Origin of the sequence: Citrobacter sp. CK191, from assembly GCF_030333435.1 — a bacterium.
Classification (GTDB): domain Bacteria; phylum Pseudomonadota; class Gammaproteobacteria; order Enterobacterales; family Enterobacteriaceae; genus Citrobacter_B; species Citrobacter_B koseri.
The window spans coordinates 94276-116648 of the sequence record NZ_JAOWFX010000031.1 but is presented as its reverse complement, the minus strand read 5'-3'; the positions used below and the strand labels follow the sequence as shown (position 1 = coordinate 116648).

Annotated in this window: 17 protein-coding genes; 5 read left to right on the top strand and 12 right to left on the bottom strand. The window is 54.0% G+C overall.

Annotation, left to right across the window (positions count from 1 at the left end):
- Positions 1–2: 2 nt before the first annotated feature.
- The 8 genes from nuoH to lrhA form a co-directional block, all read right to left on the bottom strand.
- Positions 3–980, bottom strand: coding sequence for an NADH-quinone oxidoreductase subunit NuoH (gene nuoH, locus OGV82_RS12180; RefSeq protein WP_012131496.1), 978 nt, complete (start codon positions 978–980; stop codon positions 3–5).
- Positions 977–3703: an NADH-quinone oxidoreductase subunit NuoG gene (nuoG, locus tag OGV82_RS12175; RefSeq protein WP_047463972.1), complete on the bottom strand. Its 2727-nt coding sequence runs from the start codon at positions 3701–3703 to the stop codon at positions 977–979. The genes nuoH and nuoG overlap by 4 nt, the downstream gene beginning before the upstream one ends.
- A gap of 81 nt (positions 3704–3784) precedes the next feature.
- Positions 3785–5122, bottom strand: a complete 1338-nt coding sequence (gene nuoF, locus OGV82_RS12170; RefSeq protein ID WP_012131494.1) for an NADH-quinone oxidoreductase subunit NuoF — start codon at positions 5120–5122, stop codon at positions 3785–3787.
- Complete coding sequence (gene nuoE, locus OGV82_RS12165; RefSeq protein ID WP_012131493.1) at positions 5119–5619, bottom strand: NADH-quinone oxidoreductase subunit NuoE; 501 nt, start codon at positions 5617–5619, stop codon at positions 5119–5121. The genes nuoF and nuoE overlap by 4 nt, the downstream gene beginning before the upstream one ends.
- A 2-nt stretch (positions 5620–5621) precedes the next feature.
- Entirely contained in the window at positions 5622–7424 is a 1803-nt protein-coding gene (nuoC, locus tag OGV82_RS12160; RefSeq protein ID WP_012131492.1) for an NADH-quinone oxidoreductase subunit C/D, read from the bottom strand.
- Positions 7425–7509: 85 nt separating this feature from the next.
- Entirely contained in the window at positions 7510–8184 is a 675-nt protein-coding gene (nuoB, locus tag OGV82_RS12155; RefSeq protein WP_012131491.1) for an NADH-quinone oxidoreductase subunit NuoB, read from the bottom strand.
- A gap of 15 nt (positions 8185–8199) precedes the next feature.
- The gene (gene nuoA, locus OGV82_RS12150; RefSeq protein WP_012131490.1) at positions 8200–8643 is read right to left on the bottom strand and encodes an NADH-quinone oxidoreductase subunit NuoA; all 444 of its coding nucleotides are present in this window, start codon (positions 8641–8643) and stop codon (positions 8200–8202) included.
- A 628-nt stretch (positions 8644–9271) separates the two neighbouring features.
- Positions 9272–10210, bottom strand: a complete 939-nt coding sequence (gene lrhA / locus OGV82_RS12145; protein ID WP_012131489.1) for a transcriptional regulator LrhA — start codon at positions 10208–10210, stop codon at positions 9272–9274.
- 935 nt (positions 10211–11145) lie between these two features.
- On the opposite strand from lrhA, the gene alaA reads away from it, so the two are divergent.
- Both alaA and yfbR read left to right on the top strand, forming a co-directional pair.
- Complete coding sequence (gene alaA, locus OGV82_RS12140; RefSeq protein WP_012131487.1) at positions 11146–12363, top strand: alanine transaminase AlaA; 1218 nt, start codon at positions 11146–11148, stop codon at positions 12361–12363.
- A gap of 104 nt (positions 12364–12467) precedes the next feature.
- The gene (gene yfbR, locus OGV82_RS12135) at positions 12468–13067 is read left to right on the top strand and encodes a 5'-deoxynucleotidase (RefSeq protein ID WP_012131486.1); all 600 of its coding nucleotides are present in this window, start codon (positions 12468–12470) and stop codon (positions 13065–13067) included.
- A 91-nt stretch (positions 13068–13158) separates the two neighbouring features.
- On the opposite strand, the gene OGV82_RS12130 is transcribed toward yfbR, so the two are convergent.
- The 4 genes from OGV82_RS12130 to yfbV form a co-directional block, all read right to left on the bottom strand.
- Entirely contained in the window at positions 13159–14991 is a 1833-nt protein-coding gene (locus OGV82_RS12130) for an SLC13 family permease (protein WP_012131485.1), read from the bottom strand.
- 77 nt (positions 14992–15068) lie between these two features.
- Positions 15069–15746 (bottom strand): sugar phosphatase, encoded by a 678-nt coding sequence (locus OGV82_RS12125; RefSeq protein WP_012131484.1) that lies wholly within the window; start codon positions 15744–15746, stop codon positions 15069–15071.
- Positions 15739–16233: a YfbU family protein gene (locus OGV82_RS12120; RefSeq protein WP_012131483.1), complete on the bottom strand. Its 495-nt coding sequence runs from the start codon at positions 16231–16233 to the stop codon at positions 15739–15741. Before OGV82_RS12120 ends, OGV82_RS12125 begins: the two co-directional genes overlap by 8 nt.
- Positions 16234–16316: 83 nt before the next feature.
- The gene (gene yfbV, locus OGV82_RS12115; RefSeq protein WP_047462341.1) at positions 16317–16772 is read right to left on the bottom strand and encodes a terminus macrodomain insulation protein YfbV; all 456 of its coding nucleotides are present in this window, start codon (positions 16770–16772) and stop codon (positions 16317–16319) included.
- 338 nt (positions 16773–17110) lie between these two features.
- Between yfbV and ackA the strand changes: the two genes are divergently transcribed.
- From ackA to yfcC, 3 genes are all read left to right on the top strand, one after another.
- Positions 17111–18313 (top strand): acetate kinase, encoded by a 1203-nt coding sequence (gene ackA / locus OGV82_RS12110; RefSeq protein WP_012131481.1) that lies wholly within the window; start codon positions 17111–17113, stop codon positions 18311–18313.
- Between the two features lie 76 nt (positions 18314–18389).
- On the top strand, positions 18390–20534 hold the full coding sequence (gene pta, locus OGV82_RS12105) for a phosphate acetyltransferase (protein ID WP_024130156.1): 2145 nt from the start codon (positions 18390–18392) through the stop codon (positions 20532–20534).
- Between the two features lie 216 nt (positions 20535–20750).
- A complete protein-coding gene (gene yfcC / locus OGV82_RS12100) occupies positions 20751–22277 on the top strand; it encodes a putative basic amino acid antiporter YfcC (protein WP_286462724.1) in 1527 nt (508 codons plus the stop codon).
- The last annotated feature ends 96 nt before the right edge of the window (positions 22278–22373 follow it).

Below are 22373 nucleotides of genomic sequence, written 5' to 3'. Positions count from 1 at the left end.
CCTTATTGCGCCTGCCAGAGAATGACAGCCGCCGTTACCAGCAAGTTGATGAGCGTCAACGGCAGGCAGACTTTCCAGCCGAAGGACATTACCTGGTCATAACGAGGACGCGGTAACGACGCACGAATCAAAATGAACATCATCATAAAGAACGCGGTTTTCAGCGCGAACCAGATGAATGGCGGTAAGAACGGGCCATGCCAGCCACCGAAGAACAGCGTCACCATCAGTGCGGAGATAGTAACGATACCGATGTATTCCCCCACGAAGAACAGACCGAATTTCATACCGGAATATTCAATGTGGTAACCATCGGCCAGTTCCTGTTCGGCTTCCGGCTGGTCAAACGGATGACGGTGACACACCGCCACGCCCGCGATGGCAAAGGTGACAAAACCAAAGAACTGCGGAATAACGTTCCAGATATCAGCCTGGTTGTTGACGATGTCGGTCATATTAAATGAACCGGCCTGCGCCACCACGCCCATCAGGGAAAGCCCGAGGAACACTTCGTAGCTGAGCGTTTGTGCTGATGCACGCATCGCCCCCAGCAGCGAGTATTTGTTGTTGCTCGACCAACCGGCGAACAGCACCGCATACACCGCCAGGCCCGCCATCATCAGGAAGAACAGAATCCCGATGTTCAGGTCAGCGACAACCCAGGTCGGGCTAACCGGAACGATAGCGAACGCCAGCAGCAGCGAGGTAAAAGCGATCATCGGCGCCAGGGTAAAGATGACGCGATCCGAGAATTTCGGGATCCAGTCCTCTTTAAAGAACATTTTGATCATGTCCGCGACCAGCTGGAGCGAACCGCCCCAGCCAACGCGGTTTGGCCCATAACGGTTCTGGAACAGACCCAGCAGACGACGTTCGCCAAAGCTCATGAATGCCCCGCAGGTGACCACCACCAGCAGGATCACCACCGCTTTGAGAATGCTCAGCAGGATCTCGATCAGATCCGGTGTAATCCAACTCATTGTTGCGCCTCCTGCAGATTCTCAAGACGACCGCCCGCCAGAACCGGCGCGATGCCAGGCATACCCATCGGCAATCCGACCTGCCCTGCCGTTAAGCCTTCAGCGATTTCAACCGGCAGCGTTACCGTATTGCCGTCGTAGCTGAAGGAAACGCGCGTTCCCGCATTCACGCCCAACTTCGCGGCATCAGCCGGGTTGAGTTTGATGTACGGTTGCGGCATACGGCTCTGGAAGACCGGAGAACGCTGCGACATTTCGTCACTGCCAAACAGGTGATAGTACGGCGCGATACGCCACTGACCATCCTGTGCCTGGAAGCTGGCCGGAACGGTAGTGAAGTAATCAAGACCGTTTTCAGATGCTTCAATCAAACGCACGCCCGGATCGCCATGACGCAGTTTGCCGCCCACTTCATCCTGGAACTTGTTCCACGCCTGTGGGGAGTTCCAGCCTGGCGCCCAGGCAAACGGAATCTGCGAACGCGGCGCGCCCGGCTGGTTGTTCCCTTCCATTGAGAAGGCGAACATGGTGTCTTTATCCTGCGGCTGACGCGGCTCGTGAACGCTGATGTTAGCGCGCATCGCGGTACGACCGCTGTAACGGTGCGGCTCACGCGCCAGTTTCTGCCCGCGAATGCGGAAGGTCGCGTCCGGCGCGGCATCTTTAATGCCCGCCAGTTGCGGCATTGCGGCGATCGCGGCGTCAATAACGTGGTCCAGTTGCGTCCAGTCCACCTCGCGGTTCTGCACGGTGCTGTGCAGCGAGTGCAGCCAGCGCCAGCTTTCCAGCATCACGGTGTTGCTGTCGTAATAGGCCGGGTCATAAACCTGGAAGAAACGCTGCGCGCGGCCTTCGTTGTTGATGACCGTACCGTCGCTTTCCGCAAAACTTGCGGCGGAGAGCACCAGATGCGCATTCTCCATAATCGCCGTGCGCTGATGGTCAACCACCATCACCAGCGGCGCTTTTGCCAGCGCGGCATTTACGCGAACGGCGCTTGCATGACGGTGCAGATCGTTTTCCAGCACCACGACAGCGTCGGCACGACCGGTTTCCAGTTCGGTTAACGCGTCATCCAGCGAACCGCCGCCCATCATGCCCAGCCCCATGCTGTTGACCGAGCGAGCAATCATGGTGATGCCGACATCCGAACCACGGCCTTTCAGCGCTTTCGCCACGTTAGCGGCCGCCTGAATCACTTCCGCGCTACCGGCGTTGGTGCCGGAGATAATCAGTGGTTTCTTCGCACCTGCCAGCGCCTGAACGATGACGTCGATTTTGTTCTGCAAATCGCTGCTGATGCCGTCGACCACCGGTGCGCTGTCGTCCAGCGCATGAGCGATGGCAAAGCCTAAACGCGCCTGATCTTCCACCGGCGCACGGTAAGTCCATGCCGCGATATCGTCCAGACGGGTGTTGTCAACGTTGGTCACAAACAGCGGATGCTTAGCGCGCTGGCCGATGTTGAGGATGGCCGCAATCTGCCAGTCGGCCACTTTCTGGGCCGCCGCCATTTCACGCGCTTTGCCTTTCACCGCCTGGCGAACCGCCAGCGCAACGCGCGCGCCGGTCTGGGTAATATCTTCGCCCAGCACCAGTACTGCATCGTAAGATTCGATGTCACGCAGCGCCGGAGTATGAATGCCGCCTTCGCGCAGCACTTTCAGCGCCAGTTGCAGACGTTCCTGCTCGCCCTGAGCGATACCGGTATAGAAGTTATCCGCGCCCACCAGTTCACGCAGCGCGAAGTTGCTCTCAACGCTGGCGCGCGGAGAACCGATGCCGATCACCTTCTTCGACTGACGCAGAATATCCGCCGCGCCCTGCATCGCCTGCTCGGCGTTGAGGGTGATCAGGTCATCGCCACGACGCTGAATCGGCTGACGAGGCCTGTCTTTCAGGTTCACATAACCATAACCGAAACGACCACGGTCGCAGAGGAAGTAGTGGTTAACGGTCCCGTTGTAACGGTTCTCGATGCGACGCAGTTCGCCGTAGCGCTCGCCCGGGCTGGTGTTACAACCGATGGAGCACTGCTGGCAGATGCTTGGCGCAAACTGCATGTCCCACTTACGGTTATAACGCTCGGAGTGCGTTTTGTCGGTGAATACGCCGGTCGGGCAGATTTCTACCAGGTTGCCGGAGAATTCGCTTTCAAGCGTACCGTCTTCAGGACGACCGAAGTAGACGTTGTCATGCGCGCCATATACGCCCAGATCCGCGCCGTCTGCGTAGTCTTTGTAGTAACGCACGCAGCGGTAGCAGGCGATGCAGCGGTTCATTTCGTGAGAGATGAACGGCCCCAAATCCTGGTTGCGGTGAGTACGCTTAGTGAAACGGTAACGACGGAAGTTGTGGCCCGTCATCACGGTCATATCCTGAAGGTGGCAGTTACCGCCCTCTTCACAGACCGGACAATCGTGCGGGTGGTTGGTCATTAACCATTCCACCACGCTTTCGCGGAACTGTTTCGCTTCTTCGTCATCAATAGAAATAAAGGTGCCGTCGGTGGCAGGCGTCATACAAGACATCACCAGGCGACCACGCGTATCTTCCGCGTTTTGATATTGCTTCACCGCACACTGGCGGCAAGCACCGACGCTACCCAGCGCCGGGTGCCAGCAAAAGTACGGAATATCAAGGCCGAGGGACAGACATGCCTGTAGCAGGTTGTCTGCGCCGTTGACCTCATATTCTTTGCCGTCTACATGAATCGTAGCCATAGTCAGCATGCTTCCAGTTGGCTTAGTCAGGGACTAAGCGTTAATCGAATGACTTATCGCGATGCAGGGGTAAGCCCGCAATTACCAGCGCTCTTTCAGCAGGTTCGGCTGTATACCACCAATCACATGGGTATTGCTGAACGGCTGCTTGATGCCAGCTTCGAATTCTTCGCGGAAATATTTAATGGCGCTCTGCAACGGTTCGACCGCGCCTGGCGCATGCGCACAGAAGGTTTTACCCGGCCCGAGGAAACGACACAGTTGCTCAAGTGTCTCGATATCCCCAGGCTGGCCTTCGCCGCGTTCCAGCGCACGCAGAATTTTTACACTCCACGGCAGGCCGTCGCGGCACGGCGTACACCAGCCGCACGATTCGCGCGCAAAAAACTCTTCCAGGTTACGCACCAGCGACACCATGCCAATTTCGTGGTCAACGGCCATCGCCAGCGCCGTACCCAGACGGCTCCCCGCTTTACCGATGCTTTCAAATTCCATCGGCAGGTCGAGGTGCGCTTCGGTCAGGAAGTCGGTTCCCGCGCCGCCTGGCTGCCAGGCTTTGAATTTCAGGCCATCGCGCATACCACCGGCGTAATCTTCGAGGATCTCACGCGCGGTAGTGCCGAACGGCAGTTCCCACAGTCCCGGATTTTTCACGCGACCGGAGAAGCCCATCAGCTTGGTGCCTGCATCTTTGCTCTTCGAAATGTTCTGATACCACTCCACGCCGTTCGCGAGGATCGCCGGGACGTTACACAGCGTTTCCACGTTGTTGACGCAGGTCGGCTTGCCCCATACGCCGGAGCTTGCCGGGAACGGCGGCTTAGAGCGCGGGTTGGCGCGACGACCTTCGAGGGAGTTAATCAGCGCGGTTTCTTCACCGCAGATGTAACGCCCTGCCCCGGTGTGAACAAACAGTTCGAAGTCGAAACCGGTGCCCATGATGTTTTTGCCGAGCAGACCGGCTTCGGTCGCTTCCGCGATTGCGCGGCGCAGATGCACAGCCGCTTCGATGTATTCGCCACGCAGGAAGATGTAGCCACGGTACGCTTTCAGGGCAAAGGCGGAGATCAACATACCTTCCACCAGCAGGTGCGGCAGTTGCTCCATCAGCAGACGGTCTTTATAGGTGCCCGGCTCCATTTCATCGGCGTTACACAGCAGGTAACGGATGTTCATGGATTCATCTTTCGGCATCAGGCTCCACTTCAGACCGGTGGAAAAGCCCGCGCCGCCGCGCCCTTTCAGGCCAGCGTCTTTCACCTGATTGACGATCTCATCAGGAGACAGCCCGGTCAGCGCTTTACGCGCGCCTTCGTAGCCGTTTTTACTACGGTATTCGTCCAGCCATACCGGCTGCTTGTCATCGCGCAGACGCCAGGTCAGCGGATGCGTTTCGGGAGTACGGATAACGTTTTTCATTTATACCGCTCCAGTAGTTCGGGAATGGCTTCCGGGGTCAGATGGCTGTGAGTATCCTCATCAATCATCATGTTCGGCCCTTTGTCGCAGTTCCCCAGGCAACAGGTCGGCAGCAGCGTAAAGCGACCGTCAAAGGTCGTCTGCCCCGGCTTGATATTGAGTTTTTTCTCCAGCGCGGCCTGGATGCCCTGATAACCGGTGATATGGCACACCACGCTGTCACAGTAACGGATCACATGGCGACCGACCGGCTGGCGGAAGATCTGGCTGTAGAATGTGGCGACGCCTTCGACATCGCTCGCCGGAATACCCAGCACGTCGGCGATCGCGTAGATCGCGCCATCCGGCACCCAGCCACGCTGCTTCTGTACGATTTTCAGCGCTTCAATGGACGCCGCACGCGGGTCTTCGTAGTGGTGCTTCTCGTGCTCAATGGCTTCACGCTCTGCCGCACTCAGCTCAAAAGCCTCGGTTTGTGGTTGTTGATTCTCGTGCATAATTAGCGGTCCACATCTGACATAACAAAATCGATACTACCTAAATGAACGATCAGGTCAGACACCAGGCTGCCGCGCACCGCCACCGGAATCTGCTGCAAATGCGCATAGCTCGGGGTACGGATACGAGTACGGTAACTCATGGTGCTGCCATCGCTGGTCAGGTAGTAACTGTTAATACCCTTGGTCGCCTCTACCATCTGGAAGGATTCATTCGCAGGCATGACCGGGCCCCACGATACTTGCAGGAAGTGGGTGATCAGGGTTTCGATATGTTGCAGCGTGCGCTCTTTCGGCGGCGGCGTCGTCAGCGGGTGATCCGCTTTGAACGGGCCTTCCGGCATGTTATTGAGGCACTGCTCAAGGATGCGCAAACTCTGACGCAGCTCTTCGACTTTCAGCATCACGCGGGTATAGCAGTCGGACACGCCGCCGCCAACCGGGATTTCAAAGTCAAAGTTCTCGTAGCCAGAGTACGGACGTGATTTACGCACGTCGAAATCAATACCGGTCGCACGCAGCGCGGCACCTGTACAGCCCCAGTCCAGCGCTTCTTTCTTGCCGTAAGCGGCAACGCCCTGGGAACGCCCTTTCAGGATGGTGTTGCGCAGCGCCGCTTTCTCGTAGGAGTCCAGACGCTTCGGCATCCAGTCCAGGAAATCGCGCAGCAGGCGATCCCAGCCGCGCGGCAGGTCGTGCGCGACGCCGCCGATACGGAACCAGGCCGGGTGCATACGGAAACCGGTGATTGCTTCCACCACATCGTAAATTTTCTGACGGTCGGTAAAGGCGAAGAAGACCGGGGTCATCGCGCCGACGTCCTGAATAAACGTCGAGATGTACAGCAGGTGGCTGTTAATGCGGAACAGTTCGGAGAGCATAACGCGAATCACGTTTACGCGATCCGGTACGGTAATACCCGCCAGTTTTTCTACCGCCAGTACGTACGGCATTTCGTTGACGCAGCCGCCGAGGTATTCGATACGGTCGGTATACGGAATGTAGCTGTGCCAGGACTGGCGTTCGCCCATTTTCTCAGCGCCACGGTGGTGGTAGCCGATGTCAGGCACGCAGTCGACAATTTCTTCGCCGTCAAGCTGAAGAACGATACGGAATGCGCCGTGTGAGGACGGGTGGTTTGGACCGAGGTTGAGGAACATAAAGTCCTCGTTTTCGGTGCCGCGTTGCATCCCCCAGTCTTCCGGTTTGAAGGTCAGCGCTTCCATCTCCAGATCCTGCTTGGCTTTGGTCAGCTCAAACGGATCGAATTCGGTAGCGCGCGCCGGGTAGTCTTTACGCAGCGGATGCCCTTCCCAGGTCGGCGGCATCAGCAGACGCGTCAGGTGCGGGTGGCCGTCAAACGTGATGCCAAACATCTCCCAGGTTTCACGCTCGTACCAGTTGGCGTTCGGGAAGAGTTTGGTAAACGTCGGCACATGCAGGTCGTTTTCAGACAATGCCACCTTGAGCATGATGTCGCGATTGCGGTCTATTGAGATCAGGTGGTAGAAAACGGAAAAATCCGCAGCGGGTAATCCGTCGCGGTGCGTGCGCAGACGCTCGTCCATGCCGTGTAAGTCAAACAGCATGACGTAAGGTTTCGGCAGTTTCTTTAAGAAATCGCCAACTTCCAGTAATTGTTCACGCTTGACCCAAACAACGGGTACCCCGGTGCGGGTCGCCTGAACGGTAAAGGCATCCGGCCCAAAACGGTTGCGCAGTTCGCCAATGACCGGGTCATCCAGATGATCCCGGGTTTGCCATACAGCGTCTTGCGCGGTTAAGTCGGTCATATTGTTCACCATTGCAAATGGTCCGTGGTAGTCGGCAGTGCTTCGCGTTATTTATGTAGTGATAAGCGAAGTGAAGTCTGCTGCCGACAGGCGCAAATTAAATCTCGTCTGGTGTACGTAGATTCGTTACTGCAATGCGTTCGCCGCGTTTACGTTCGCGCTCTGACTGCATATTGGCGCGATAAACGCCCTGATCGCCAACCACCCAGGAGAGCGGACGACGTTCTTTGCCAATTGATTCCTGCAACAACATCAGCGCCTGCATGTACGCTTCGGGGCGCGGCGGGCAGCCCGGGATATACACATCTACCGGGATAAATTTATCAACGCCCTGCACAACCGAATAAATATCGTACATACCGCCAGAGTTAGCGCATGCCCCCATGGAAATCACCCATTTCGGTTCCAGCATCTGGTCATACAAACGCTGAATAACAGGCGCCATCTTGGTAAAGCATGTTCCCGCTACCACCATCAGGTCGGCCTGGCGCGGCGAAGCACGCAGTACTTCCGCGCCGAAGCGCGCCACGTCATGCACGGCGGTAAAAGAGGTCACCATCTCGACATAGCAGCAGGAAAGGCCGAAGTTATACGGCCAAATTGAATTCTTACGACCCCAGTTAACCATGTCATGCAGCGCGTGTTCGAGCTTGCCCATGTACACGCTTTTGTTGATTTCTTGCTCCAGGGGGTCGGTTACGATCTCCTGTTTTTGCAGGGGGTAACGGTCATTCTCACCGTTGGGATCTATGCGGGTGAGCGTATAATCCATCTTAATGCCTCGCGGTTAGCGTTGACGATTAGCGATACTGTTCGTTTCCGGGTTCATACGCTCGCGGCGTGAACGCGCGGGCGTCCAGTCCAGCGCGCCAATACGCACCAGATAAACCAGACCAGCCAGTAACACAAAAATAAAAATTGCAGCTTCCACAAAGCCTACCCAACCGCTTTCACGGATAGAGGTCGACCATGCGAACAGATACAGCGCTTCAACGTCGAAGATAACGAAGAACATGGCTACCAGGTAAAACTTGGCAGACAGGCGTAAGCGGGCGGAGCCGACCGAGTCGATACCTGATTCAAACGGGGTGTTTTTCGACCTCGCGCGCGCGCGACCGCCTAAAAACCAACCGCCGACGAGCATCAGGCAGCACAGGCCAATGGCAATAATAAGAAAGATAGCGAATGCCCAGTGATGAGCGATGATTTCAGTGGATGTTGACATACTCATTGCTTACTCATCAAAAGTAGCGCCAAATTCTCTGCTCTTTTCGGCAGATGAACGCCACATCGATTCATGGGGAGGAATAAAAAAAACCTTACAATCACTGTAGAAAATGATTAAACAGCTAATTGATGTGGTTTTTTACTCCTTTCTATAACCTTTTGTCAACTTTAACAAAAGTTCCCTCACATTAATTTACATCGACCCAACACCATTAACATTTAATGCCATTTTGACTGATTTCGATCGCATCACCAGCCCGAATTTAATGTTGTTGAATCGTGTCCGTTGTGAAGTAAATGAGATAATACACTCCTATTTTGACAGGATTTTACGCAGATGCCTCCCCCTAAATGGGAGTATTTTCTTGATCTGTGACACGCTTTTGTTAATCCGCCATAAAAAACAGCAACAATTTCTCTAGTTTTTTAACATGGAAACAAAACCAGACCGTCAGTGCCCATTTTTCATCCAAATTAACAGGTTAATGACTACTTACTGATTTTTTAGGCTTTTTCCCGCATTTACGTCCGAAACGCCGGTAAATTGTATAAAAAAAGAACCGCTGGATGTTTTTTCAGCATCAGCGGCCCTTTTTTACACTTACATTTTATAACGTTTTTTTTGTGACTGACTACTCAAAGTCACCTTCAACCATCAGCGAATCGTCTCCTCCTTCGGGAGTAAACTGACTGTATTGCCAGGGGTTTTGGTAACTGTCCATCGCCTGATAGATAACCTGCGCCAGTTCGTTCTGGCCTGATGGATCGCGACACAGTAAGTATTCCGTGTCTGGCAACGGCGGTAATCCATCCGCAGCGCCGAGCACGCGTAAATCCGGGCTCATCATCTCGACCGGTCGCGCGGTGATCCCCAGCCCGGCTTTTACGGCCGCGCGTACCGCCGCTAACGTTGAGGCCACATAGGCAAGGCGCCAGGGAATATTCGCCGCATTCAACGTCGCTAATACGATATCGCGGAACGGGCTGGGATCGTCTAACAACACCAGCGGGATCGGTTCTCCCTTCTGTAGCACATATTCCGCCGCGCAGTACCAGTGTGTCGGCGATGTACGCAGGTTCAGGAACTCGAAAGATCCCGGACGGTGCGTAGTAACAATCAAATCCACTTCCTGCGATTTCAGCATATCCACCATAAAGGCGTTACGTTTCACCCTCACATCCAGAGCAAGCTTCGGGTAAACCGAACTGATCCGATTGAGCAGGAAAGGCAATATCGTATCGGCGGATTCATCAGAAGCGCCAATTGTTAATACGCCCTGAAGATTGCTAAACATCAATGATGAGCACGCCTCATCATTAAAGCGCAGGATTTTTCTGGCGTAACCCAGAAGCTGAATACCGTGTTCAGTCAACAGCTTGTTACGACCATGACGGGCGAACAACTCCTTGCCCACAAGCTGCTCAAGACGCTGCATTTGCTGGCTCACCGCAGACTGAGTACGACATACCGCCGCCGCCGCAGCGGCGAACGTGTTCAGATCGGCAACAGCAACAAACGTTCTCAGCAGATCGAGGTCGAGGTTAATTATCGGACGATTTGCATTTATCATAATTTTTCACTTACTGGCGGGTCATACCATGCTGACCTGGTTAATGCTGTGTGTTCATAAACAAACAATTCCATTTGTAATGTGCTTCCCTCGCCGTTTCACTTGCGTAACCAAGTGAAAGTAAAAATGTATTTGGTGCTGCTAACAACCTCTTCTCCTTTCTTTTCGAATAATCCCAGAGGTCATTACCAGGGATATATCGAGGAGAAGACGCATACCTTTTTAGGTAACAACGGAATTCTGCTAAGGATAAACGTGTAATTTTGTAAATGTAAAAGAAGTTAACGGACATTTACCGACACAAAAAAAGCCTACTGAGCAACAAGTTAGTTATAGATGCTCGTCATAAAAATTAGCAGACAACGCAGACTGCGCACCATTTCCTGGGGCTTATCTTAACCCAAAACCACTATATTTATAAGCCTTAATACGAATAATCTGAAGCGTGATTATGTTATCTTAACTAAGAAAATTATGTATTATTAATCTCACCAGCAGGTGCTTTTTAAATATTAAATAATAATTAATTAAGATCGCCACTACTCATTAATTCTACTTAACAATAGATTTACACCCTAACGTTTACAGATCATGGCGATAACAGTAGTTTCGTAAAAGCATTCAGTATTTTCCTGATAATTGAGTTATGCTGACGCCGCTAACACTTTCCTCCCTGAGTTTAGACTATTTTTTAACAAAACATACAACCACACAAAAGCCCGATACTAAAAATAAAAAACCAATAAAATAAATAAAAGCAGTAATAAAAACTGCAAGAATGGCATTAAAGCAGGACTTAACAGCACAATCCCACACTAAGCCTGAGCAAAATCTTCTACTGCTGACCCTTCAAAACTCACCGCTGTGGGAGTACATTGTTCCGTGCTGACTTCCACGGCAGGGAGTGGCTATAACAGCTAAAAAGGTCAAGATTCATGTCCCCCATTGAAAAATCCAGCAAACTAGAAAATGTCTGTTATGACATCCGCGGCCCTGTTCTGAAAGAAGCGAAACGCCTGGAAGAAGAAGGCAATAAAGTTCTGAAACTGAACATCGGCAACCCCGCCCCTTTTGGGTTTGAAGCGCCTGATGAGATCCTGGTCGATGTCATCCGCAATTTACCAACGGCGCAGGGGTATTGCGATTCAAAGGGTCTGTATTCCGCACGCAAAGCGATCATGCAGCATTACCAGGCGCGCGGCATGCGCGACGTCACCGTAGAAGATATCTATATTGGTAACGGCGTATCCGAATTGATCGTGCAGGCAATGCAGGCGTTGCTGAACAGCGGGGACGAAATGCTGGTTCCCGCGCCGGATTACCCGCTGTGGACAGCGGCAGTCTCGCTCTCCAGCGGCAAAGCGGTACACTATCTTTGCGATGAATCTTCTGACTGGTTCCCGGATCTCGACGACATCCGCGCCAAAATCACGCCGCGTACCCGTGGCATTGTGATAATCAACCCGAATAACCCAACCGGCGCGGTTTACTCCAAAGAGTTGCTGATGGAGATCGTTGAGATTGCCCGTCAACATAATCTGATCATTTTCGCCGATGAGATTTACGACAAGATCCTCTACGACGACGCTGAGCATCATTCTATCGCCGCACTGGCGCCGGATTTGCTGACCATTACGTTCAACGGGCTATCCAAAACCTATCGCGTCGCCGGATTCCGCCAGGGCTGGATGGTGCTGAATGGGCCGAAAAAACACGCCAAAGGCTACATTGAAGGGCTGGAGATGCTGGCGTCAATGCGTCTGTGCGCCAACGTTCCGGCACAGCACGCGATCCAGACGGCGCTGGGCGGCTACCAGAGTATTAGCGAATTCATCATGCCGGGCGGGCGTTTGTATGAACAACGTAACCGCGCGTGGGAGCTGATTAACGATATTCCGGGCGTTTCCTGCGTGAAACCGCGCGGCGCACTGTATATGTTCCCGAAAATAGATGCGAAGCGCTTTAACATCCACGATGACCAGAAGATGGTGCTCGACTTCCTGTTGCAGGAAAAAGTGCTGCTGGTGCAGGGAACCGCGTTCAACTGGCCCTGGCCGGATCACTTCCGCATTGTAACGCTGCCTCGTATTGACGACATTGAAATGTCGCTGAGTAAATTCGGGCGCTTCCTGTCAGGATATCATCAGCTGTAACCGTAAACTGGCCGTCGGATGCAACGTGAGCAAGACGAGTATTTGCATCCGATGGCCTTCTCTGCGCACAATGACCCTCAGGTTGTCATCATGAAAAGGTCACTATGAAGCAGAGCCATTTTTTTGCCCACCTCTCCCGCCTGAAACTGATTAACCGCTGGCCATTGATGCGCAACGTGCGCACCGAAAACGTCTCCGAACACAGTTTGCAGGTGGCAATGGTCGCCCATGCGCTTGCCGCTATCAAAAATCGCAAATTCGGCGGTCAGGTCAATGCCGAGCGTATTGCGCTACTGGCGATGTACCACGATGCCTCTGAAGTGTTGACCGGCGATCTCCCGACCCCGGTGAAATACTTCAATTCGCAAATCGCGCAGGAATACAAAGCGATTGAGAAAATTGCCCAACAAAAACTGGTGGATATGGTTCCTGACGAACTGCGCGATATTTTTGCACCGCTGATCGACGAACATGCTTACAGCGAAGAAGAGAAATCAGTTGTGAAGCAAGCCGACGCGCTTTGCGCCTATCTGAAGTGTCTGGAAGAGTTATCGGCGGGCAATAATGAATTCCTGCTGGCAAAAACGCGACTGGAAAAAACCCTGGCGTCGCGCCGCAGCGAAGAGATGGACTATTTTATGGCGGTGTTTGTACCCAGTTTTCACCTCTCGCTGGATGAAATCAGCCAGGATTCGCCGCTATAAATCGTTTTGCCGGATGGCGCTATTCGCTTATCCGGCCTACAAATGTAGCAGTAGGTCGGATAAGACGTTTACGTCGCCATCCGGCAAAAAATCAAAACGGAAACAGCACCGGGATCATCACCACGCATACCGCCATAACGATTATCGTAAACGGCACCCCGATCTTAACAAAGTCGCTAAAACTGTAATTCCCCGGCCCCAGAACCAGCGTGTTTACCGGCGAGGAGACCGGCGTCATGAACGCCGCCGACGCCGCCATTGCCACCACCATCGCGAAAGGATACGGTGACACCCCCATCGACTTCGCTGCCGCAAGGGCTATCGGCGCCATCAGCACGGCGGTCGCGGTATTGGAAATAAACAGCCCGATGGTGGCGCACAGCACAAACAGACATGCCAGCATCATATAGGGGCCATAGCCGCCGCCGACATCCATCAATCCTTTAACGACCAGATCAACGCCGCCGGTCTTTTGCAACGCCAGCGCAAAAGGCATCATCCCGACAATCAGGATAATGCTCGGCCAGTGAATCGCTTTGTAGGAGCTTTCTGCATCAATACAGCGGAATTTCCCCATCAGCAGGCAAGCAATGATTGCTGCGATCGGGTTAGGGATCTCATCGGTCAACATCAGCGCAACCATCAGCACCAGACAGAAGATCGCATGCGGCGCCTGGCTGTGCGCCGGGGAGGCGTCGCTCACTTCCACAGGCATATTCAGCACCACGAAGTCACGGCCCTGCTTCGCCAGTTGACCAATCAGCTTCCAGTTTCCCACCACCAGAATAATGTCGCCCATTAACAGCGCTTCATCCGCAAGCGACCCTTCGATTGCTACGCCGTCACGCTTCAGACCGACGACATTCAGGCCATAGCGCGTACGAAAACCGATCTCGCGCACCGATTTGCCAATCAGTTCCGATTCGGGAATCAGGGAGATTTCCGCCATCCCCACGTCCAGCGCCTGATCGGAAAAATACTCGCCGCGTAAAACCATCGGCTCCAGCAGTTGCTCACTGCAAAATTCCCGGAGATCCACCTCTGCGGCAGACATATCGATCAGTAACACATCGCGGGCGCGAAATTCCGACACCCCATTGACGTTAACAATAACGCGCCGAAAGCGCCGCCAGCGTTCAACGCCGATAACGTTCGCGCCATAGCGCTCACGCAGCTTGAGGTCATCCAGACGCTGGCCGACCATCGGCGAACCTGGACGAATGGCAAGCCGACGAGCGCGACCGGTCAGACGGTACTCTTTGATTAAATCGCGAAAGGCGCGACGCTTCCAGCCATCACGCTGCTGCGACGCATCATCCCCTTTCAACATAAAGCGCATCACCAGCATGTAGATAATGCCAAGGAACAGCACCACCAGCCCAATCGGCGTGACGCTAAAGAAGCTAAAACCGTGCAGCCCTTCGCGCAGCAGTTCACTGTTCACCACCAGGTTGGGCGGCGTCGCCACCAGCGTCATCATGCCGCTGATAAGACCGGCAAAACTGAGCGGCATCATCAGGCGTGAAGGCGAGGTCTGCATACGCATAGAAACACTTAACACCACCGGGATGAAAATCGCGACCACGCCGGTTGAGCTCATAAACGCGCCAAGCCCGGCAACGGTGATCATCAGCAGCACCAGCATTTTGACTTCGCTGCTACCGGCCATTTTCACCAGCCAGGCGCCCATGACCGTCGCGACGCCGGTACGCACTAGTCCGTCGCCGATAATGAACAAGGCGGCAATCAGAACAACGTTAGGATCGCTGAAGCCGGAAAAGGCCTCTGAGATGCTCAATGTTCCACTCAGAACAAAGGCGACAATGACCAGCAAAGCAATCGCGTCCATGCGCACTTTGCCCGTCGCAAACAAGATAACGGCAATCGCCAGTAAGGAGAGAACCCATATCAATTCACCGTTCACAACATATCCTTGTTAAATGAGAGGGATGGACTGATTCTGCCATAAAAAAGCCCCAACAATGCGGGGCTAAATCATGTTCAGGTATTTCTAAGAACGACCACGTTTCCGTTGGGCTGTTTGGTCACGGAAATGTGCTCAAGGCTGCTCAGGGCAAAATCGACGTCCGCAATGCGGGGCGTGTCCTCAGGCGCATTGACCGCAATGACATGACACCCGGCGGCCAGCCCGGAGAGAATCCCGGCAGGCGCGTCTTCCACCACCGCGCATTCCTGCGGCGAGAGGCCGAGCAGTTGGGCGCCCAGCAGATAGGCATCCGGTTCCGGTTTGCCGCGTTTCACGCGCTCAGCGGTAACAAACACCTCTGGCGCAGGAAGGCCGGCCGCCTGATGGCGCGCCCGCGCAACCGGCATTGAGCCTGAAGTAACGATAGCCCAGGGGATACCGGCTTTATTGAGATGGTTCAGCAATTCGACCGCGCCCGGCAACGCCACAATCCCTGCCGTATCCGTCGCTTCTATCTGTTCCAGACGGGTAAACTCTGCGGCGATCTCCTCTTCCGGCTTTCCCGCCATGAAGTGTCGCAGAGAGGTGATAGCCTGCTTGCCATGAATAAAGCTCAGCACTTCATCATGCGTGAGGCCAAAACGATCGGCCCAGTTGCACCATGTCCGCTCTACAACGGGTAAGGAGTCAACCAACGTTCCATCCAGATCAAACAGAAAGCCTTTGCACTGCACGCTCACCCCCTCAGGCATTGATAATCTGATTAATTTCGTTCGAGCTCAGGTGATACTGGCGCGGGCAGGAGTGCCAGACATTCAGCATACGCTGGTATTTTTCCCACATCGGCGTCTGGGCATTAAAGCCATGCGTACCGGCATCAAAGTGGGTATAGCGCCCTTCCACGTTCACCATAAAGCGAACGTAGCCCAGATAACGCGCTTCGGTTGCGGCATCAAACCCGAGGAACGTCACGCGACGCTCGTCAATGGTCTGCGCGTCTTTCAGGTTAGTCCAGGACACATGTAAGGCGTGATACATCTCCATGATATCGATAATCGTGCGGCAGGTTTCTTCCTTCAGTTCGCCAAACTCACGATCCAGCTCACGCATCTGCAAGCCGTAGCCGCGTTCAATGATCGTTTGCAGACGGCGATAACGCTCGGCGTTGGTCGGGTCGAGCATGGTCATCATTTTGTACTGGTTAGACAAAATCAGACGTTGAGCGTTGGTCATTTCCATTTTGGGACTCCTGTATCACTCTACTGCGGTCAAAAAAAGAAGGCATTGGTATGCCTTCTTTTATATGCGTAATCAGGGGTCAATTACAAATCATCAAGGAAAGTTTTATCCAGTTGTTTGAAGGCGCGCTTAAGCGTGTCAGCTAATGCCTGGTAATCCGGCTTGCCTTCTACTGGCGACAACGCCTGCCCGGCTTCCTGCAATTTTCCCCGAACCTCATAGAACCAGTTCAGGATGGAAGGCGGGAGTGGCGTAACGGAGCGTTTTCCCAGCCACCACATGCCTTGCATCGGTAAACTGAGCGCAAACAGGGCTGTGGCAACCGCCGGGCCTAACTGACCGCCCAGCGCGATTTGCCAGCACAGCGTAAACACCGCGATCGGCGGCATAAAGCGAATGGCGTAACGCGTCATACGAATCACGCGGTTCTCAACAAAGACCGACGCAAGGCGCTTTTCCATCGGCCACGTCTTTGCGTAGTGCTGCCCCCGGCGAAACAAACTAAAAAAATTCACGGAGCGATTATCCGGTGTCGACATGGCTTTACCTCAACTTCACATATAAAAATTCAAAAATTTGTGCAAAACAACAACTACAAGGGACATCGTTCAAAACATTTTGTCATTGATACCCACTATCAGGTATCCTGTGTCGGCCTCTAAGGCCAGTAGTCCAAAATCATTGAGTCGTCAAATTTACATATAGTATGCCATTGGCTGAAAAATACGCAAAATGGCATAGACTCAAAGGTATTTCTTCCATCATGCCGAAAAAGATTATTGCGCATGATGTTAATCATAAACGTCAGCGTCATCATGCGTTACGCTCTATGGCTCACTGACGTTTTTTTAGCCACGTATCATAAATAGGTACTTCCATGTCGAGTAAGTTAGTACTGGTTCTGAACTGCGGTAGCTCCTCACTGAAATTTGCAATCATCGATGCAGCGAACGGTGAAGAATACCTTTCTGGTTTAGCCGAATGTTTCCATCTTCCTGAAGCACGTATCAAATGGAAAATGGACGGCAATAAACAAGAAGCGGCTTTAGGTGCAGGCGCCGCTCACAGTGAAGCGCTGAACTTTATTGTTAATACTATTCTGGCACAAAAACCAGAACTGTCTGCGCAGTTGACCGCAATTGGTCACCGTATCGTACACGGCGGCGAGAAGTATACCAGCTCCGTGGTCATTGATGACTCCGTTATCCAGGGCATCAAAGACGCTGCGCCGTTCGCTCCGCTGCACAACCCGGCTCACCTGATCGGGATTACTGAAGCGCTGAAATCCTTCCCGGAACTGAAAGAAAAGAACGTTGCAGTTTTCGACACCGCGTTCCATCAGACCATGCCGGAAGAGTCTTACCTGTATGCCCTGCCGTACAGCCTGTACAAAGAACACGGCGTACGTCGTTACGGTTTCCACGGCACCAGCCACTACTATGTGACTCAGGAAGCCGCAAAAATGCTGAACAAGCCGGTTGAAGAACTGAACATCATCACCTGCCATCTGGGCAACGGTGGTTCCGTTTCTGCAATCCGCAACGGCCAGTGCGTTGACACCTCTATGGGTCTGACCCCGCTGGAAGGTCTGGTGATGGGCACCCGTACCGGTGACATCGACCCGGCAATCATCTTCTTCCTGCATGACAACCTGGGCATGAACATCGATCAGATCAACAAAATGCTGACCAAAGAATCAGGTCTGTTGGGTCTGACCGAAGTCACCAGCGACTGCCGTTATGTTGAAGACAACTACACCGCTAAAGAAGATGCGAAACGTGCGATGGACGTATACTGCCACCGTCTGGCGAAATACATCGGCTCTTACACCGCGCTGATGGAAGGTCGTCTGGACGCAGTGGTCTTCACTGGCGGTATCGGTGAAAACGCGGCGATGGTGCGTGAGCTGTCTCTGGGCAAACTGGGCGTGCTGGGCTTTGAAGTCGATCACGAACGTAACCTGGCTGCCCGTTTCGGCAAATCTGGTTTCATCAACAAAGAAGGTACCCGTCCTGCGGTGGTTATCCCAACCAACGAAGAACTGGTTATCGCGCAAGACGCGAGCCGTCTGACTGCCTGATTTTACACCGCCAGCCTAGCTGGCGGTGCTGTTTTGTAACCCGCCTGAAACCGGCGGTAACGAAAGAGGATAAACCGTGTCCCGTATTATTATGCTGATCCCTACCGGAACCAGCGTCGGCCTGACCAGCGTCAGCCTTGGCGTCATCCGTGCTATGGAACGCAAAGGCGTTCGTCTGAGCGTCTTTAAGCCAATCGCCCAACCGCGCGCGGGTGGCAATGCGCCAGACCAGACTACCGCTATCGTTCGTGCAAACTCGTCTGTCCCGGCGGCTGAACCGCTGAAGATGAGCCACGTTGAATCTCTGCTGTCCAGCAATCAGAAAGATGTGCTGATGGAAGAGATCATCGCGAACTATCACGCGAACACCAAAGATGCGGAAGTGGTGCTGGTTGAAGGCCTGGTTCCGACGCGTAAACACCAGTTCGCTCAGTCTCTGAACTACGAAATCGCGAAAACGCTGAATGCGGAAATCGTCTTCGTGATGTCTCAGGGCACCGACACCCCGGAACAGCTGAATGAGCGTATCGAACTGACTCGCAGCAGCTTCGGCGGCGCGAAAAACACCAACATCACCGGCGTTATTGTTAACAAACTGAACGCACCGGTTGATGAGCAGGGCCGTACCCGCCCGGATCTGTCTGAGATTTTCGACGACTCTTCCAAAGCGAAAGTGGTGAAAGTCGATCCGGCTAAACTCCAGGAATCCAGCCCGCTGCCGGTTCTGGGCGCGGTGCCGTGGAGCTTCGATCTGATTGCAACCCGTGCAATCGACATGGCGCGTCACCTGAACGCTACCGTTGTGAACGAAGGCGATATCAACACCCGTCGCGTGAAGTCTGTCACGTTCTGCGCGCGCAGCATTCCGCACATGCTGGAGCACTTCCGTGCGGGTTCTCTGCTGGTGACTTCTGCTGACCGTCCTGACGTACTGGTTGCGGCTTGTCTGGCGGCAATGAACGGCGTGGAAATCGGCGCTCTGCTGCTGACCGGCGGCTACGAAATGGACGCGCGCATCTCTAAACTGTGCGAACGTGCTTTCGCAACCGGCCTGCCGGTATTCATGGTGAACACCAACACCTGGCAGACCTCTCTGAGCCTACAGAGCTTCAACCTGGAAGTTCCGGTTGATGACCATGAGCGTATCGAAAAAGTTCAGGAATACGTTGCTAACTACATCAACGCTGACTGGATTGAATCCCTGACCGCGACCTCTGAGCGCAGCCGTCGTCTGTCTCCGCCTGCATTCCGCTACCAGCTGACCGAGCTGGCGCGTAAAGCCGGTAAACGCGTCGTTCTGCCGGAAGGCGACGAACCGCGTACCGTTAAAGCGGCAGCCATCTGTGCTGAACGTGGCATCGCGACTTGCGTCCTGCTGGGTAACCCGGAAGAGATCAACCGCGTTGCCGCCTCTCAGGGCGTAGAACTGGGCGCAGGCATTGAAATCGTCGACCCGGAAGTGGTTCGCGAAAGCTATGTCGCTCGTCTGGTTGAGCTGCGTAAGAGCAAAGGCATGACCGAAACCGTCGCCCGCGAGCAGCTGGAAGACAACGTGGTTCTCGGTACGCTGATGCTGGAACAGGATGAAGTTGACGGTCTGGTTTCCGGTGCGGTTCACACCACGGCAAACACCATTCGTCCGCCGCTACAGCTGATCAAAACAGCGCCAGGCAGCTCTCTGGTCTCTTCCGTGTTCTTCATGCTGCTGCCAGAACAGGTTTACGTTTACGGCGACTGCGCGATCAACCCGGACCCGACGGCAGAACAGCTGGCTGAAATCGCCATCCAGTCTGCGGAATCCGCAATTGCCTTCGGCATCGAACCGCGCGTTGCAATGCTCTCCTACTCCACCGGCACCTCTGGCGCAGGCAGCGACGTAGAGAAAGTGCGTGAAGCGACCCGTCTGGCGCAGGAAAAACGCCCTGATCTGATGATCGACGGCCCGCTGCAATACGACGCCGCAGTCATGGCTGATGTTGCGAAATCCAAAGCGCCGAACTCTCCGGTTGCAGGTCGCGCGACCGTGTTCATCTTCCCGGATCTGAACACCGGTAACACCACCTATAAAGCGGTACAGCGTTCTGCCGACCTGATCTCCATCGGGCCGATGCTACAGGGTATGCGCAAGCCGGTGAACGACCTGTCCCGTGGCGCGCTGGTAGATGATATCGTCTACACCATCGCCCTGACCGCGATTCAGTCTTCACAGCAACAGCAGTAATCTGCTTTGTGTGCCGGATAGCGACGCTAAGGCGTCCTTATCCGGCCAGCACCTCATATCTAAGGTCTGGAAATAGCGATTATTTCCAGATTTTTTATGCCCGCCGAACCGGCATGAACGAAATCCGATTTTCCCGCTTAGCTGCGCTGTATCAATGAATAACTATTCCTCTGTTCGCATAATTATCTCTTTGCCTTGCAACAGGGATAGTGTGTTATGTCCGCAGTAACAGAATCGCAATCGCGGCCTGCCAAAAAATGGGCGATGCCCGATACGCTGGTGATTATTTTTTTCGTCGCCATTCTGACCAGTCTTGCCACCTGGTTTGTTCCCGTCGGAATGTTCGACAGCCAGGAAGTGCAGTATCAGGTTGACGGGCAGACGAAAACCCGCAAAGTGGTCGATCCCCACTCTTTTCGTATTCTCACCAACGAAGCCGGTGAAGCGCAGTATCATCGCGTCCAGCTCTTTACAACCGGCGATGAAAGACCCGGCTTAATGAATTTCCCGTTCGAAGGATTAACCTCCGGTTCTAAATTCGGCACGGCCGTCGGCATCATCATGTTTATGCTGGTGATCGGCGGCGCGTTCGGCATCGTCATGCGCACAGGCACCATTGATAACGGTATTCTGGCGCTGATACGCCATACGCGCGGCAATGAGGTGCTGTTTATCCCGGTGCTGTTCATCCTCTTCTCACTGGGCGGCGCGGTTTTTGGCATGGGGGAAGAGGCCGTCGCCTTTGCGATTATTATCGCACCGCTGATGGTGCGCCTGGGCTATGACAGCATTACCACCGTACTGGTCACCTATATCGCCACCCAGATTGGTTTTGCCAGTTCATGGATGAACCCCTTTTGCGTCGTGGTCGCGCAGGGGATTGCGGGCGTACCGGTCCTTTCCGGCTCAGGCTTGCGCATTGTTGTGTGGTTCGTTTCCACGCTGATTGGTCTTCTTTTTACCCTGACCTATGCCGCGCGGGTGAAAAAGAATCCCCATCTGTCGCGCGTCCATGAATCCGATCGCTATTTCCGTGAGAAGCAGGACGAAATCGCCCAACGTCCTTTCACAGCAGGCGACTGGCTGGTGCTGATTGTGCTGACCGGAGTGATGATTTGGGTTATCTGGGGAGTGATTGTTCACGCGTGGTTTATTCCTGAGATTGCCAGCCAGTTCTTCACGATGGGCGTGGTCATCGGCATCATTGGGGTTATTTTCCGCCTCAACGGTATGACGGTGAACATCATGGCCTCCTCGTTCACCGAAGGCGCCAGAATGATGATTGCCCCGGCCCTGCTGGTCGGCTTCGCCAAAGGTATTTTATTGCTCGTGGGCAATGGCGAGGCGGGCGACGCCAGCGTGTTAAATACCCTGTTGAACAGTATTGCTCACGGTATTAGCGGTCTGAACAACGCTGTCGCTGCATGGTTTATGCTGCTGTTTCAGGCCGTATTCAATTTCTTTGTCACCTCCGGTTCCGGTCAGGCGGCGTTAACGATGCCGCTTCTGGCTCCGTTAGGCGATCTGGTAGGCGTAAACCGTCAGGTTACGGTACTGGCCTTCCAGTTTGGCGATGGCTTCAGTCACATCATCTATCCAACGTCCGCATCGTTAATGGCGACATTAGGCGTGTGCCGGGTCGATTTTCGCAACTGGCTGAAGGTTGGCGCGACGCTGCTGGGGTTGCTGTTTATCATGTCCAGCGTGGTGGTTATCGGCGCGCAGTTGATGGGATACCATTGATCAAAAATGCCGGATGGCGACGCTGGCGCGTCTTATCCGGCCTACGAGTCAGGTTATTGTAGGCCGGATAAGCGGTAGCGCCATCCGGCAACAACA